General features: G+C 73.8%; 11 protein-coding genes and 3 pseudogenes. 3 read left to right on the top strand and 11 right to left on the bottom strand.

The genetic code is table 11. The features are described from left to right. Position 1: 1 nt before the first annotated feature. Entirely contained in the window at positions 2 to 883 is an 882-nt protein-coding gene (locus AB0F77_RS01850) for a xanthine dehydrogenase family protein subunit M (protein WP_361939761.1), read from the bottom strand. Positions 884 to 1,202: 319 nt separating this feature from the next. On the opposite strand from AB0F77_RS01850, the gene AB0F77_RS01845 reads away from it, so the two are divergent. Next, on the top strand, positions 1,203 to 2,426 hold the full coding sequence (locus AB0F77_RS01845; protein ID WP_361939758.1) for an XdhC/CoxI family protein: 1,224 nt from the start codon (positions 1,203 to 1,205) through the stop codon (positions 2,424 to 2,426). A 14-nt stretch (positions 2,427 to 2,440) separates the two neighbouring features. On the opposite strand, the gene AB0F77_RS01840 is transcribed toward AB0F77_RS01845, so the two are convergent. Next, positions 2,441 to 3,403: a Dyp-type peroxidase gene (locus AB0F77_RS01840; RefSeq protein WP_361939755.1), complete on the bottom strand. Its 963-nt coding sequence runs from the start codon at positions 3,401 to 3,403 to the stop codon at positions 2,441 to 2,443. 220 nt (positions 3,404 to 3,623) lie between these two features. Between AB0F77_RS01840 and AB0F77_RS01835 the strand changes: the two genes are divergently transcribed. Next, complete coding sequence (locus AB0F77_RS01835) at positions 3,624 to 6,740, top strand: BTAD domain-containing putative transcriptional regulator (RefSeq protein WP_361939752.1); 3,117 nt, start codon at positions 3,624 to 3,626, stop codon at positions 6,738 to 6,740. Between the two features lie 106 nt (positions 6,741 to 6,846). On the opposite strand, the gene AB0F77_RS01830 is transcribed toward AB0F77_RS01835, so the two are convergent. The 8 genes and pseudogenes from AB0F77_RS01830 to AB0F77_RS01795 all read right to left on the bottom strand — a co-directional run bounded on the left by AB0F77_RS01830 (position 6,847) and on the right by AB0F77_RS01795 (position 13,721). Next, a complete protein-coding gene (locus AB0F77_RS01830) occupies positions 6,847 to 6,999 on the bottom strand; it encodes a hypothetical protein (RefSeq protein WP_361939749.1) in 153 nt (50 codons plus the stop codon). A gap of 451 nt (positions 7,000 to 7,450) precedes the next feature. After that, positions 7,451 to 7,720, bottom strand: a pseudogene (locus AB0F77_RS01825) (septal ring lytic transglycosylase RlpA family protein); the annotation flags it as partial. 69 nt (positions 7,721 to 7,789) lie between these two features. Next, positions 7,790 to 8,218 (bottom strand): annotated as a pseudogene (locus tag AB0F77_RS01820) (lectin); the annotation flags it as partial. A gap of 102 nt (positions 8,219 to 8,320) precedes the next feature. Beyond that, on the bottom strand, positions 8,321 to 9,469 hold the full coding sequence (locus AB0F77_RS01815; protein WP_361939746.1) for a glycoside hydrolase family 19 protein: 1,149 nt from the start codon (positions 9,467 to 9,469) through the stop codon (positions 8,321 to 8,323). A 287-nt stretch (positions 9,470 to 9,756) separates the two neighbouring features. Continuing rightward, positions 9,757 to 10,293, bottom strand: coding sequence for an NUDIX hydrolase family protein (locus AB0F77_RS01810; protein ID WP_361939743.1), 537 nt, complete (start codon positions 10,291 to 10,293; stop codon positions 9,757 to 9,759). 50 nt (positions 10,294 to 10,343) lie between these two features. Beyond that, positions 10,344 to 11,465, bottom strand: coding sequence for an amidohydrolase family protein (locus AB0F77_RS01805; RefSeq protein ID WP_361939740.1), 1,122 nt, complete (start codon positions 11,463 to 11,465; stop codon positions 10,344 to 10,346). 1 nt (position 11,466) lies between these two features. After that, on the bottom strand, positions 11,467 to 12,870 hold the full coding sequence (locus AB0F77_RS01800) for a glutamine synthetase family protein (RefSeq protein WP_361939738.1): 1,404 nt from the start codon (positions 12,868 to 12,870) through the stop codon (positions 11,467 to 11,469). Between the two features lie 38 nt (positions 12,871 to 12,908). Further along, positions 12,909 to 13,721 carry an SAM-dependent methyltransferase gene (locus tag AB0F77_RS01795; RefSeq protein ID WP_361939735.1) on the bottom strand — a complete coding sequence of 271 codons (813 nt, stop codon included), beginning with the start codon at positions 13,719 to 13,721 and terminating at the stop codon, positions 12,909 to 12,911. A 162-nt stretch (positions 13,722 to 13,883) separates the two neighbouring features. On the opposite strand from AB0F77_RS01795, the pseudogene AB0F77_RS01790 reads away from it, so the two are divergent. Then, a pseudogene (locus AB0F77_RS01790) lies at positions 13,884 to 14,742 on the top strand (Cof-type HAD-IIB family hydrolase). Positions 14,743 to 14,829: 87 nt separating this feature from the next. On the opposite strand, the gene AB0F77_RS01785 reads toward AB0F77_RS01790, so the two are convergent. Next, positions 14,830 to 15,657: a lysophospholipase gene (locus AB0F77_RS01785; protein WP_361939732.1), complete on the bottom strand. Its 828-nt coding sequence runs from the start codon at positions 15,655 to 15,657 to the stop codon at positions 14,830 to 14,832. Positions 15,658 to 15,763: the final 106 nt, after the last annotated feature.

Genomic DNA, 15,763 nt, shown 5'->3' with positions numbered 1-15,763 from the left:
GTCACACCTCCTGTCCGTTGATCCGGGCCGTGGCCCGGCGCAGTACGCGTACGGTCAGCTCGCGGGCCAGATGCCGCTTGTAGTCGGCGCTGCCGCGCCGGTCGGTGACCGGGGAGCACGCCTCGGCGGCGATGTCACCGGCCCGTCCGTACAGCTCCTCGGAGGGCCGCTGTCCGCGCAGCGCCTCCGCGATCCCGGGGATGCCCGCCGTGTTCGGTCCGACGGCGGCCAGGCCCACCCGGGCGTCCGCGATCAGTCCGGCCTCGTCCAGCCAGACCGCCGCGCCCGCCGAGACCACCGCCCAGTCGCCCGCGCGGCGCTCGACCTTCTCGTACGCGCTCGACCCGCGCGGCCGGACCGGGAAGCGGACCTCGGTGAGGATCTCCGCGTCGCCGACGGCCGTCTCGTACGGACCCTGGTGGAAGTCCTCCATCGACACCACGCGCTCGCCGTCCATTCCGTGGATCACGCACGACGCGCCCAGCGTCGTGCAGACCGCCGACAGGTCCTCGGAGGGGTCCGCCTGGCACAGGGAGCCGCCGAGGGTGCCGCGGTTGCGGACGACGGGGTCCGCGATGACCCGCTCCGCGTCCCGGAAGATCGGGAAGGCGGCGGCGAGCTCGTCGGACTCCAGCAGCTCGCGGTGCCGGGTCATCGCGCCGATGCGGATCAGACCGGGGTCGGCGCGGATGTAGCCGAGCTCGTCGTGCAGCTCGTTGATGTCGATCAGGTACTCGAAGTTGGCCAGCCTGAGCTTCATCATCGGGATGAGGCTGTGCCCGCCGGCCACCAGACGCGCGGTGTCGCCGAGGCGGTCGAGGAGCGTGACCGCCTCGTCCACCGTGCTCACCCGCTGGTACTCGAACGGAGCGGGAACCTGCATGCCGCAATCCCCCTGTCTCGCCCGGCCCGCGGCCGGGCGCTCGGGCGCCGTTGTCCGGGGCCATTGGGCCTCCGGCGGCGCGGGGGTGTCAACGGCTGGTTAACTGATCGCTTAACTCGCCGCGCGAGGGCGTCGCCGCGACTTAAGCGAAGGCTTAACCAGCCGTTGACATGCGACGGACCGGCTTCGCATGCTCCCGACGCCGGGACGGGCGCCGTGGGGGTCCGTCGGGTCTGCCTGGTCCTGCCGGGGCCGCGCGGGACGATCGGGCGCGGTCGCGGTGTTGCGGTGGTGGGACGCTGCCGAAGGAGGCACACGGATGCGGGACATCGTGGAGGGCCTCACCTCCTGGAGTACGACGGGCCGGCGGTTCGCGGTGGCGACCGTCGTACGGACGTGGAAGTCGGCGCCGCGCAGACCGGGCGCGTCGCTGGCGGTCGCCGAGGACGGTGAGGTGATCGGCAGCGTCTCGGGCGGCTGCGTCGAGGGCGCGGTGTACGAGCTGGCGCGCGAGGTCCTGGAGAGCGGCGAGCCCGCGCTCGTCACCTACGGCGTCAGCGACGACGACGCCCTGGCGGTGGGGCTGACCTGCGGCGGGATCATCGAGATCCTGGTACGTCCGGCGGGCGCGGGCCGGTTCCCGGGCCTGCCGGGCGTCCTGAAGGCGATCACGGAGGGCCACCCGGTGGCTGTGGCGACGCCACTCCCGGGGGACGGCAACGGGATTCCAGAGGGCAGCGACGCGGCCACGGTGGGCGCGGCCCCGGTGGGTACGGTGGACGAACCGGCCCTGGTGACCGGCCGCTCGGCCGCCGGGCCGGAGCCGGAGGGCGGGGCCGCCGGGCCCGTCACCGGGCAGCTGGTCGTCACGCCGGGCGGTGTCGAGGGGGCGCTCGGGGACGTGGGCCTCGACGCCGCCGTCGTCGAGCGGGCCAGGGGGCTGCTCGCACAGGGCGGCACCGACGTGGTGCGGGTCGGCCGGTCCGGCGAGGAGCGGCACGACGACGTCGCCGTGTTCGTCGAGTCCTTCGCGCCACCGCCGCGGATGCTGGTGTTCGGCGCCATCGACTTCGCCTCCTCGGTCGCCCGCATCGGCAAGTTCCTCGGCTACCACGTCACCGTGTGCGACGCCCGGCCCGTCTTCGCCACGCGCCGGCGCTTCCCCGACGCGGACGACCTCGTCGTCGACTGGCCGCACCGCTACCTCGACTCCACCGAGGTCGACGAGAACACGGTGATCTGCGTCCTGACCCACGACCCCAAGTTCGACGTGCCGCTGCTCCAGCGGGCGCTGCGGACGCCCGCGCGCTACATCGGGGCGATGGGCAGCCGCCGTACCCACGAGGACCGGCTGCGGCGGCTGCGCGAGGCCGGGGTGGACGAGTCCGAGCTGTCGCGCCTCGCCTCCCCGATCGGCCTCGACCTCGGCGCCCGCACCCCCGAGGAGACCGCGGTGGCGATCATGGCCGAGATCATCGCCCTGCGCTGGGGAGGCACCGGCCGCCGCCTGATCGAGACGACCCCCCTCCCGATCCACCGCTGACCCGCGGGCGCCCCCTAGCGCGTCGGCGGGGCCGCGGGTTTCGGGAGGTCGTCCAGGAAGTCCGCCGACGGGGTGAAGAACAGGGTTCCCGTGACCGGCGTCGAGAAGTCCAGGATGCGGTCGTGGGAGGCCGCGCCCCGGCCCAGGAACATGTTGCGCAGCATCTGCTCCGTCACCGACGGCGTACGGGCGTAGCCGATGAAGTACGTGCCGAACTCCCCCCGGCCGGGGCTGCCGAACGGCATGTTGTCGCGCAGGATCTCCCGCTCCGTGCCGTCCTCGTCGGTGACCGTGTTCAGCGCGACGTGCGAATCGGGCGCCTTGACCCCGTCGGCCTGCTCCATGTTGGTCTGCTTGGTGCGGCCCACCACCCGCTCCTGCTCCTCCACCGGCAGCGCGTTCCAGGCCGCCATGTCGTGCAGGTACTTCTGCACGATCACATAGCTGCCGCCCGCGAAGTCCGCGTCCTCCTCCCCGATCAGCACCGCCGCCCGGGCCGACGCCCCCACCGGGTTCTCCGTGCCGTCGACGAAGCCGAGCAGGTCACGCGCGTCGAAGTACTTGAAGCCCGTCACCTCGTCGCACAGCGTGACCCGGCCGCGCAGCCGGTCCATGATCTCCGCGGCCAGCTCGAAGCAGAGGTCGGCACGCCGGGCCCGGACGTGGAACAGCAGGTCGCCCGGTGTGGACACGGCACGGTGCCGCGGCCCGGTGAGCTCCCGGAACGGGTGCAGCTCCGCCGGCCGGGGTCCGTCGAAGAGCCGGTCCCACGCCGAGGAGCCGATTCCGGCCACACAGGTCAGCTGTCCGTCCGGCTCCCGGAAGCCGATGGACCGGGTGATTCCGGCCAGGTCGCCGAGGAGGCCGCGCACGGCCGTCTCACCGCCCGGATCGACGCTGACGACGAGGAAGACCGCGTGCGGGGTCAGCGCGTCGAGCACGGCCTGCGGGGTCGGGGTGGTTCTGTCGGGGCTCATGGCAACGAGTGTGCAAGGCCCGCGGGCCCCGCAACAGACGGCCCCCTGCCAAGTCCGGCGACTCGACGGGGAACTGGTCATTTCCTCAGCCGATCGCCGTTGATTGCACGGGAGTCGGCATGGCGTCGAGGTTCCGGGGACAGATACACCACGCGGCGCCGCCCCCCGGGACGGCGAGCCGTGAAACGCGGGGGAGCCACGACGAGATGGGGCACACGCCATGCAGTCGAACCCCGGTCATGCCGGTGTGCGTTTCAAGATCCTCGGCCCGCTGGAGGGCTGGGCCGGCGAACGGCGATTAAGGCTCGGCGGACTCGTCAACGAACGTGTCCTGGCCATGATCCTCCTGGAGGCGGGGCGCGTGGTCCCGGTCTCCCGGCTCATCGAGGCCGTCTGGGACGACGAACCGCCCCTGACCGCGCTCCACCAGATCCGCAAGTCCGTCGCCGATCTGCGCCGGCGCATCCCCGCCGGGCACGAGGTGATCGTCACCGAGCCCCCCGGCTACCGCGTGGCCGCCGACGGGGACCGGCTCGACCTGAAGCTCTTCGAGTCGCACGTCCAGGAGGCGGAACGTGCCCGCGCCGACGGCCGGTCCGACGACGCCGTGGCCCGGCTGAGGGACGCCCTCGCCCTGTGGCGCGGCGCCGTCCTCGGCGGCGCGGGCGGACGCGTCGTCGACGCCGTGGCCGCCGCCTGGGAGGAGCGCCGGGCCGCCGTCACCGAGCTGAGCTTCGACCTGCGGCTCGAACGCGGTGACGCGAGCGACCTCGTCGGCGAGATCCGCGCGGCCCTCGGCGTCCACCCGCTGCGCGAGACCCTGTGGGCCCAGCTGATGCTCGCCCTGTACCGCTCGGGCCGGCCGGCGGAGGCCGTCGAGGAGTACGCCCGGCTGCGCGGCCTGCTCGCCGAGGAACTGGGCATCGACCCGAGCCCCCGTCTCGCGGAGCTGCACGAGGCGATCCTGCGCGGCGACCCCGAACTCCGGCCCCCGCGCCCGGCCGACCGGCACACACAGCAGCCTGCGCGCACGGCGGCCCCGGCCGTCGCCCCCTGCACCCTGCCCTACGACCTCGTCGACTTCACCGGACGACAGGCCGAGGTCGACCGGCTCACCGCCGCCGTACCCGTCACCGACGGACGCCCCGGACCGCGGCTGCTGGTCGTCGACGGCATGGGCGGCAGCGGCAAGACCGCGCTCGCCGTGCACGTCGCCCACCGCCTCGCCGACGCCTACCCCGGCGGACAGCTCTACCTCGACCTGCGCGGCTTCGCCCCCGGGGAGGAACCGCTGTCCACCGGGGCCGCGCTCGGCGCCCTGCTGCGCGCCCTGGCGGTGCCCGGTGACGAGGTCAGCGACGACACCCTCGGCCGGATCGCCCTGTGGCGGGACACCACCGCCCGTCGGCGGCTGTTGCTCATCCTCGACAACGCCGCCGACGCCGCCCAGGTACGGCCCCTGCTGCCCGCCTTCCCGGGCAGTCTGGTCCTCATCACCAGCCGGGTCCGGCTGCCCGAACTCGAGGGCTCCGAGGGGCTGTCGCTCGGTCTGCTGCGCGACGAGGACAGCATCGCCCTGATGAGCCGCATCCTCGGCGACGACCGGGTCGCCGCCGAACCCCAGGCCACCGCCGACCTGGTCCGGCTCTGCGGTCACCTCCCGCTGGCGCTGCGCATCTCGGGTGCCCGGCTGCGCAAACGCCCGCACTGGACGATGGGTTACCTGGTCGACCGGCTGTGCGACAGCTCGCGCATCCTCGGCGAACTGGAGTCGGGCGACCGCAGCGTCGCCAGCGTGCTACAGGTCTCCCACGACGCGATGAAGCCCGAACACCGCGACGACTTCCGGCTGCTCAGCCTGCACCCGGGCGCCGACTTCGACGTGGCCGCGGCCGCCGCCCTCCTCGGCACTGGTCCCGACCGCGCCGAACAGGTCCTGGAACACCTGCTGGACGTGCACCTGCTCCAGCAGTTCGAGTTCGGCCGCTACTCCTTCCACGACCTGGTGCGCCGTTTCGCCCGCACCCTGCCCGGCGAGCACCCGGCACAGGAGACCGCGGCCGTGCTGCGGCTGGCCTCGCACACCCTGACCGGGGTGGAGCGGGCCTGCGAGGCACTGTTCCCCGGGCGGGTGCGCTACTCGTCCCTGCCGGGGGCCGACGAGGAACCCGAGCCGCCCGAACCCCTCGAACCCGACCGGGCGCTGCGCTGGTTCGACCGGGAGCAGGGCAATGTGCTCGCGGTCATCCACCTCGCCCACCAGCACGGGCTGAGCCGGCACGTGGCCCGCCTTGGCCGGGGCATCGGCTTCCACCTCCACGCGCGCAACCACTTCGGCGAGTTCGAGACGATCGCCCGGCTGGCCGTCGACGACGCGCGCAAGGACGACGACGCCGAACTGCTCTGCGTGTCCCTGGTCAACCTGGCCGTCGCCCAGTGGCAGTGCGACCACTTCCAGGACGGCATCGCCTCCTCCGAGGAGGCGCTGACCATCGCGACCACCCTCGACGACCGCAGGGCGGGCGCGGCCTGCCTGAGCCGGCTCGGTGTGCTGTACGCCAGCGTGGGCCGGCTGGAGGACGCCGCCCGGGACCTGACCCGGGCGGCGGCGGTGCACCGGACGAACCACTCCGTACGGGAGGAGGCCCAGGCCCTCGCCAACCTCTGCTTCGTGAACGAGCGGCTCGGGCGGTACGCGGAGGCCGCCGAGGCGGGCCGACGGGCCGCCGACTGCGCCCGCACCACGGGCGACGTGGGCATCGAGGTCACGGCGCTGGCCAACCTGTCGCTCGCCGACCTCGGTCTCGGCCGGCCCGAGCAGGCCGCCGGGCGGCTCACGCGGGCACGCGCGCTGTGCGAGGGGCTGCGGGCGCCCGCCCTGATGTCCCTGGTGCTGGCCAACCTGGCCGAGGTGCGGCTGCGGTCCGGGCACATCGGCGATGCGGTGGATGCCGCCGACGCGGCGGACGCCGAGGACACCTGGAACGCGGGGACCTCCGGGAACGCGGGGACCTCAGGAAACATCGACAGCGCCGAGGAGTACGCGCGGGCGGCGCTGGAGGAGGCCCGTGCCAGCGGGTCGCGGGCGCGGCAGGCCACGGCCGAGAACGTGCGGGGCCGGGTGCGGTACGCGCAGGGCCGGTACCGGGAGGCGCTGCGCCACCACCGGTCGGCGCTCGACCTGGCCGCGGCCATCGGTCTGCGCATGGAGATCGCCCACGCGGAACGCGGGCTCGCGGAGGCGCTGGCGGCGCTCGGCGACCCGGGGGCCGCCGCGCCGCACGCCCGCACGGCGAAGGAGCACTTCTGGGGGATGCGCCTGACCGCCGTGGGATGAGCGCGGCCGGCCGCCGCGACCGGGGCCGGCACGGGCCCGGTCGCGGCGCCATCGGCACGCCGCGCCGTGGAGGGGCGCGCCGGCCGGGTGCGCCGGCGGCGCGCCCTCAGTGGAGGGGGCCTCCGTCGCGGGTCGGGCCCACGTCGGTGGCGAGGGTCCGGTCGGCGCCGTGCGTGGCGCCCGTGGCCGCCGAGATTCCTGTCCAGCCCAGGACCGCCGTGAGTACCGCGATCGCCGTCATGTACCGGAACCGTCGCATGTCGTACTGCCTTCCTGCCGCTTGCACTGACGTGACCAGAGTGCCCCGTGTGGATACCGCTCACGTCCCGATGCGGTCCCGGTGTGCGGTGCGCGGGCCGGAGCGGGGCCCTACGGTCCACGCCGGCACCACCCGCCCCACGCCGGACTCCAGGATCAGCCGGGTGCACGACAGCGGCGCCGACGCCCGGCGGGTGGGCGGGCTGCCAGGGCGCGCAGGGTGGCGACGGCGGCGCCGTCGACCGAACCGCCGCGCACGCTTCCGGAGATGGGGACGATGCCGCCCACGGTGCCTCCCTGTCGTCCCGGAGGACCGGCCGGTGCCGGCCCCGCTTTCCGATGACTCGACTCTTGACTCGACCCTGCCGGGGCGCGCTCCCCGCCCGGTCCCGGACATGCCGAAGTCCCGGTCGGGGACCGGGACTTCGGGGTGTGCGCGGATTACGGGGAGGTCAGTTCAGGACCTGCTGGGTGACGACGATGTGGCCGGCGTCGGGGTTGAGCACCCCGCCGAGCCTGTTGAAGGCTCCGTCGGTCAGATCGAGGCACTTGGGCTCCTGGGACGTCTGGGCGAAGGTGCCCCGGTCGTTGATGCGTACGACCAGGGACCTGCCGTTGGCGACGTTGGTGACCTGGACCCGTGTCCCGAACGGGAGTTGCGGCTGACGCGTCAGCGACGTGGCCGCCGTGTCCGCGTTGTTGTCGAAGACCTCGCCGCTCGCCGTGAGCGCGCCGGCCGGCTGCGGTCCGTAGTGCGTCGCCCAGCACTGCTGCCCCCCGGGGTTCTGGGAGGCCGCGGGTGCGGTCCATTTCTGGTTGGCGGTGCCGGTGCAGGTCCAGATCTGGGCGCGGGCGCCGTTGGCGGTGGACTGGTCGGTGACGTCCAGGCACTTGTTCGCCTGCGGGTTGACGATGTCCCGGGCGGCGCTGACCGACCACTTCTGGTTGGCGGCACCGGTACACGTCCACAGCTGGGCCTTCGCCCCGTTGGCGGTGGAGTTGCCGGTGACGTCGAGGCACTTGCCGAGGGCGCGGACGGTGCCGTCGCTGCCGACGGTCCACTGCTGGGCACTGGTGCCGTTGCAGTCGTAGAGCTGGACCGCGGCGCCGTCGGCGGAACTCGCGCCGGCCACGTCGAGGCACTTGCCGCCCAGACCGGTGATCGTGCCCGTCGCCGCCTGTGCCGGCGACGCCGTCAGCAGGCCGAGCGAGAGGGACATGACGGCCAGGGCGAAGGTGCCGCGCGACGCGGCGGCGCGGGTACGGGATCGTACGGCCATGAGGGTGCGTTCACTGCCCTTCGGTACGTGCGGTCGGGGTCGTCAGCAGGAGAGGTTGTTGCCGGGGCTGACCCCGAGGATCTGCGTGAACCGCTGGTAGGCGCTGATCCGGCTCTGGACCTGGGCCGGGTTGCGGCCGTCGCACTCCAGCGACCCGTTGATCGAACGGATCGTCTGGCCGAAGCCCGCGCCGTTGACCATGGCGTTGTGCGGCGTCATCGTGCCGGGACCGGACTGCGTGTTCCAGTACCACAGACCCGTCTTCCAGGCCACGGACGAGTCGTTCTGCACCAGCCACGGGTTGTTGAGCAGGTCGATGCCCAACGCGTCACCGGCCGCCTTGTAGTTGAAGTTCCAGCTCAGCTGGATCGGACCGCGCCCGTAGTACGCGGCCTGGCCGGCCGGGCAGCCGTACGGCTGGTTGGGGTCGCAGTAGTGGGGGTAGTTGGCCGTGTTCTGCTCCACCACGTAGACCAGGCCGCCCGTCTCGTGGTTGACGTTGGCCAGGAACGCCGCCGCCTCCTGCTTCTTCACCGTGTCGCTGCCGGTCTTGGCGAAGCCCGGGTAGGCGCTCAGCGCGGCCGTCAGACCACCGTAGGTGTAGAAGGAGTTCCGGCTCGGGAACATCTGGTTGAACTGGGCCTCGCTGACGACGAATCCGGACGGGGTGCCGCCACCGCCGCCGCCCGAGGCGGGCGCGTTCCACTTCTGGTTGGCGGCGCCGGTGCAGGTCCAGATCTGCAGCCGCGTGGCGTTGGCGCTGGTGTTGCCGCGCACGTCGAGGCACTTGTTCGCGGCCGGGTTGACGATGTCGTTGGCGCCGGAGACGACCCACTGCTGGTTGGCGCTGCCCGAGCAGTCCCACAGCTGGACGGCGGCGCCGTCCGCGGTGGACCGGTCGACGATGTCGAGACACTTGCCGAGCGCGCGCAGGGTGCCGTCGCCGGGGTTGGACCAGCGCTGGGCGGTGGTGCCGTTGCAGTCGTAGATCTGGACGGCCGTGCCGTTGGCGCTGCTCGCGCCGGCCACGTCGATGCACTTGCCGGCGAGGCCGGTGATCTGCCCGTCGGCGGCCTGTGCGGGCGTGGTGACGAACAGCGCCGCGAGGACGGCGGTGAGGAGGGCGCCGACCAGGACACGGGCCCGGGCGAGGCGGCCGGAGGGGGTGGGTCTGAGGCGAGTGCTGATCATAGGGACGTCACTTCCTCGGCTGTGAAGGTGGGGGAGACATCGTTGTCGGCAGGGCAGGGCGGAGCGCCGGCGTGACACGCCGGTGGTCGTCACCAGGGGAGGCAGGACAGCGCCGAACACTTCCTGCCGACTCAGGTCTAGACCATCGCAGTTGTGCTGCCCGCCGTCAACGCCCTTGCAGCGCCCGGAGGTTGATGTCCGAAAAGTGCCCGGCCGCGGCGGCGCACGACAGAGCCCCGGCGCGGGTCACCGCACCGGGGCTCCGTCTCGGGCCGTGGCGCCCGCGGTCAGGCCACCTGACCCACGTGGGCGAGGGCCTGCTTGAGCAGGACCCCCTGGCCGCCCGGCATCTCGCCCTGGACCGCCGCCGACGCGGCCTCCTGCGGGGTGAACCACACCAGGTCCAGGGCGTCCTGACGGGGCCGGCAGTCACCGGTCACCGGCACGACGTAGGCGAGGGAGACCGCGTGCTGGCGCGGGTCGTGGTACGGCGTGATGCCCACGGTCGGGAAGTACTCCGCGACCGTGAACGGCTGGAGGGACGCCGGCACCCGGGGCAGCGCCACCGGGCCGAGGTCCTTCTCCAGGTGCCGCAGCAGGGCGTCCCGCACCCGTTCGTGGTGCAGCACGCGGCCGGAGACGAGGGTCCGGCTGACCGTTCCGTCCGGTCCGATGCGCAACAGCAGACCGATGCTGGTGACTTCGCCGCTGTCGTCGACGCGCACGGGCACCGCCTCGACGTACAGGATCGGCATGCGCGCGCGTGCCATCTCCAGCTCGTCGGGGGACAGCCAGCCGGGGGTGGTTTCGGTCAAGTCAGACATTGCTCGATCATACTTTCCGGGTGTGGTGGGCACGGGGTCGCGGGCAGGGCTCAGGAGGGCGGTCCGTACAGGCGCAGGGCGTTGTCGCGGCCCGTCCAGGCGGCGAACCGCAGGGCGTCGGGCAGGCTCAGCTCGTCGGCGTCCACCCGGGCCTGGAGCAGCGCCGCCAGCCCCTGTCGGAAGCACAGCGCGCCCAGGTGGTGGAACTCGGCGAGCCCGTAGGCGTCGGAGCTGTGGAGCAGTTTGCGGAACGGGGTGATCTCCAGGGCCTCCTCCAGGACGGCCCGGGAGCGGGCGGGTCCGGTGTGGTGCAGGGCGAGTCCGACGTCGAGGTGGACGTGCTCGAACACGGCGGCCAGATAGGCGGCCTGACGGTGGTACGGCCAGCAGTGCAGCAGCAGCACGGGCACGGCGCCGCGGGTGCGGCGCAGCCAGTCGGTCAGCAGGGCCGGGTCGGCCGTGTGCAGCCGGAGGTCGTTGTCGCCGAACCCGGTGTGCAGCTGGAGCGGCAGCCCGAGGCCGACGGCGGTCCACAGCAGGTGCCGGACCAGCACCGGGTCCGTGAGCCGGCCGCCCCGCGCGAGCCAGCGGCGGGCCGCCGACGTGACCTCCGCGGCGCCGGGCGGGTCCGGGTCCAGGCCGAGGCCCGTGCGGTAGGCGGCCACCGACTTGACCGCGACCACCCCGGGCCGCCGCACCGCCCGCTCGGCCGCCTCGCGGAAGGCGCGCGCGTACTCGCCCGCCTCGACGCCCCGCGCCACGACCTCCTCGGCCACGGTCTCCAGCCGTACGACCTCGTACGCCCGCGCGCCCGCGGCGGCGGCCAGCTCGGCCGGGGAGGTGACCGGGTGCGGGGCGTACCCGGTGTCGACGAGGAACGTCCCGGTCCCGGCGGCCGTCAGGAAGCGCCGGTTGACCTCGTCCGGGCCCAGCTCGGCGCGCCGGGCGAGGTAGTCGGCGGCGGGCGCGTGCCGGGGGAGGCCGAGCACGGGCGCGCAGTGCCGGCGCACGGCCACCCCGACCGGGCTGTCGAAGAGGGACACCCCGGGCGCGGCCGTGCCCTCGGTGAGCAGCGACTCGAACTCCCCGGGGGACAGGCCGGCGGTGACGGCGCCGTGGCAGTGGTGGTCCACCAGCGGCAGGGCGTCCAGCGCCTCCTGGACCGGGCCCACGTCAGTACGTCCAGCGGTAGGCCGCCGCCACCTGCGCGTCGTCCAGCCCCTCGACGGCCGCGGCCTCCCCGAGCCGTACGGCCGCCACCGCGTCGGCGAGGACCGGTCCCAGCGCCTCGCGCAGCACCGGGTCGGCGCGGAACTCCGCCACCGACTCGGCCAGGGAGGTCGGCAGCCGCCGTACGCCCCGGGCCGCGGCCTCCTCGGCGTCGAAGCGCACCGGGTTGCCGGTGACCTCCTCGGGCAGCGGCGCGGCGCGGGCCAGGCCGTCGAGTCCCGCGGCGATGACGCAGCCGAGGGCGAGATAGGGGTTGGCGGCCAGGTCGACCGGCTTGACCTCCAGGTTGGCGTCCCGGTGCCGGCGCCCCAGCGTGCCGGTGACCACCCGCAGCCCGGTCTCGCGCGTCTCGCGGCCCCAGGCGGTGAACACCCCCGCCCACCGGGAGGGCCTGAGCCGCAGCCGGCTCGCCGGGCTCGGCGCCGTCACCGCGGTCAGCGCGGGCAGCCGGGCGAGCACCCCGGCGAGGAACGACTCGGCGCCGGCCGTCATCCCGTACCGTCCCTCGCCGCCCGTGTGCAGGTTGACCCCGTCGCGCCAGGCGGACAGGTGCAGATGGCCGCCGTTGCCGACGCCCGTCGCGGACACCGCGGGGGCGAAGGACACCCGCAGCCCGTGCCGCAGGGTCACCGCGCGGATCGTCTGGCGCACCAGCACACTGCGGTCGGCCGCGGCCACCGGGTCCAGGGCGCCCACGGAGACCTCGAACTGCCCGGGCGCGTACTCCGGATGGATCTGGTCCACGTCCACGCCCTGCGCCGCGAGGGCCGCGAGCAGGTCGGCGGTGTAGTCGCTCAGCCCGACCTGCCGGATCGCGCCGTACGCGGGACCGGTCACCGCCGGGACGAACTCCCCCTCGGGGGCCGTCCCGAGCCCCACCGACCACTCGATCTCCACGGCCGCCCGGAACGTGATGCCCGACCGCTCCTCGGCGTCCGCGACGATCCGGCGCAGGAAGGTCCGGGAGCACCCGGGGTGCCGCTCGCCCTCCTGCGTGATCCGGTCGACCGGCGCCCAGGCCCAGCCGGGCTGCGCGGCCAGGGCCACCAGCCGGTCCAGGGCCGGGTACAGCCGCAGGTCGCCGTCGGGCGAACCGAGCACGTCCGTCGTGACGTTGGAGTCGTCGGCCAGGAACGTGTCGAAGACCGGCGACATCCCGACGCCCCAGGCCGCCGCGTCGGCGAGCCGGGCCGTCGGGACCGTCTTCACCCGGCAGACGCCCGCGGTGTCGACGTAGGAGAGCACGATGCCGCGCACGCCCCGCCCGGCCAGTTCGGCGGCGAGTTCCGTGGCCCGCTGGACGTCACCGGGACGGCCGCCGGGCACCGGGTCGGCAGGGATGGGCATGCGTCCTCCTCGACGGACTCGGCCACGTGTGTCGCGGCTCAGGCTTTCACGGCCACCGCGCCGAACTGCGGCACCGCCGCCGGGGAGTCGGGGCCCGCCCGCCACTGGGAGCACGGCACCAGGCCCGGCTCCAGCAGGTCGAGGCCGTCGAAGAAGGAGGTGACCTCGGCGCGGCTGCGGGCGGTGATGGGCGGTGTGGCGTTCTCGTTCCAGAACTCCATCGCCGCCACGTTGCCCGTGCCGCCGAGGTCGGCGTCGAAGGTCGGGTGCGTCAGCACCAGGAAGCTGCCCGGGGCCGTCTCCGCCATCACCCGGGTCACGATGTCCCGGGCCTTGTCGGCGTCGAGCACGAAGTTGAGGATGCCGAGCATCATCACCGCGACGGGCCGGGAGAAGTCCAGCGTCTCGGCGGCCCGCCGGACGATGGCCTCGGGGTCGTGCACGTCGGCGTCGATGTAGTCGGTGACCCCGTCGGGGCTGCTGGTCAGCAGGGAACGGGCGTGCACGAGCACGATCGGGTCGTTGTCGACGTACACGATCCGGGAGTCGGGCGCGACCCGCTGGGCGATCTCATGGGTGTTGTTCACGGTCGGCAGCCCGGTCCCGATGTCCAGGAACTGGCGCACCCCCCGCTCGCCGGCCAGGAACTCCACCGCCCGCCCGAGGAAGTCGCGGTCGGCGCGCGCCACGGCCCGGATCACCGGGAACACCCCGGCGACGTGCTCGCCGACCCGCTGGTCGACCTCGTAGTTGTCCTTGCCGCCGATCCAGTAGTTCCAGACCCGTGCGTTGTGTGCCACGGAGGTGTTCAGCCTCGCCGATCCGCCCGACGGGGGGTGGCCCTCGCTCACGTCGCTGCCCTTCTCACATGCGGTTGTCCGCCGTCATTGTGCCGCCCGGTGATCGGCTTGTCCCGGGTATCGGCACAGCGGGCGGTTCCGGGACCCCGCGGCGCATGCGGAACACTGATGTCCGAATACCCGTGGAACGCCGACCCCGACCGGAAGCAGGACATGCCCGCGACCCCCGCGCCCCTCCCCACCGACTCCCTCCCCGCGGAGGCCGCCGACATCAGGCTCGTGGTCACCGACATGGACGGCACCCTCCTCGACGACGCCAAGCGGATGCCGGACGGCCTGTGGCCGATGCTGGCCGAACTGCGCCGGCGCGGCATCCTGTTCAGCCCCGCCAGCGGCCGTCAGTACGCCATGCTGGCCCGGCAGTTCGCCGGTGCCGACGAGGGCATGGCGTTCATCGCCGAGAACGGCACCTACGTCGTGCGCGACGGGGTCGAGCTCAGCTCCGACCCGCTGGACGCGGCCGTCGCCGCCGGGATCGTCCGGGCCGCGCGCCGGCTCGCGGCCGGCGGCACCGACGTGGGCGCCGTGGTCTGCGGCAAGCGGGCCGCCTACGTCGAGCGGACCGACGAGCGGTTCCTCGCCGAGGTGCGCCACTACTACGCCGAGCACCGGGTCGTCGAGGACGTCACCGCCGTCGGCGACGACGTGATCAAGGTGGCCCTCTTCGACTTCGGCACGGCCGAGCGGACCACCGCGCCCGCCCTCGCGGAGTTCGCCTCGACCCACCGGGTCGTCGTCTCGGGCGAGCACTGGGTCGACGTGATGAACCGCACCTCCGACAAGGGCACCGCCGTGCGCGCTCCAGCGCGAACTCGGGATCACCCCCGCGCAGACGATGGTGTTCGGCGACTACCTCAACGACCTGGAGATGCTGGACGCCGCCGACTGGTCCTTCGCCATGGCGGGCGCCCACCCGGAGGTCGTCCGCCGGGCCCGGCACCTCGCGCCGTCCAACAACGACAACGGTGTGCTCCGCACGATAGGCCGTCACCTGGGCATACCGGTGAACTGATCCGGGCCGGGGCGCCCGGGGCCAGGGGAGCGCGGGCCAGGGGAGCGCGGGGGCCAAGGGCGCGCGGGGGTCAAGGGCGCGCGGGGGTCAAGGGCGCGCGGGCAGGACCGTGTCCAGGAAGGCGGTCAGGTCCGCGAAGACCTCCGCCCGGTTCGTCTCGTGGAACACCTCGTGCCGGGCCCCGGGATAGACGTGCGCCACCGGCCGGCCGCCGCTCAGCCGGAGCACCCCGGGCCGGCTCCCCGGCAGCGGGACGAGCCGGTCGTCGTCGCCGTGCAGCCACAGCACCGGCAGCGGACCGACGCCGCCCGCCCGTTCGACGGTGTCCAGGGTGCGCACGAACGCCTCCAGGGTCGGCCGTCTCATGCCGCCGTGCCAGACCAGCGGGTCGGCCGCGTACGCGACGCCCACGGCCGGGTCCCGGGACAGGGCGCGCGGCCCGACGGGAGTGTCCGGGACCTCGTCCAGGGCGAGCAGCCGGCCGGGCAGCTCCCAGTCGCCGATCACCGGGGCCGAGAGCACGAGCGCGGTGAGACCGGAGCCGTACCGCTGCGCGAAGCGCGCGGCGATCAGGCCGCCCATGGAGTGGCCGAACAGGACCACCGGCAGCCCGGGGTGGGCGTCGCGGGCCAGGGCGGCGACGGTGCGCAGGTCGGTGACCACGTCCTCGAAGTCCTCGATCACCACCCGCTCGCCCCCCGACCGTCCGTGCCCGGTGTGGTCGGGACCGAACACCGCCGCGCCGTGCCCGGTCAGGACCTCGGCGAGACCCGCGTAACGGCCCATGTGCTCGCCGTACCCGTGCGCGACCAGGGCCGTCCAGCGCGGCCCGGGGTGCGGCCACTCGTACGCCACCAGCGGGCCCCGGGTGCCGGTGAGGGCGTGAGTGCGGACGTGTGTGCGAGCGGCGTCCATGTTTCCTCGGTTCCTCGTTTCCTTGTTTCCTTGTTTCCTAGGTTCCTCGGTTCCCAGAGGGCCGGGTGGCGGTCTATAGTCTAAAACTAGCAGTGCTAATTAAGGC

The sequence above is a fragment of the Streptomyces sp. NPDC026672 genome, assembly GCF_040638185.1.
Classification (GTDB): domain Bacteria; phylum Actinomycetota; class Actinomycetes; order Streptomycetales; family Streptomycetaceae; genus Streptomyces.
The sequence above is the reverse complement of the archived record's forward strand: the minus strand, read 5'-3'. Positions and strand labels throughout refer to the sequence as shown.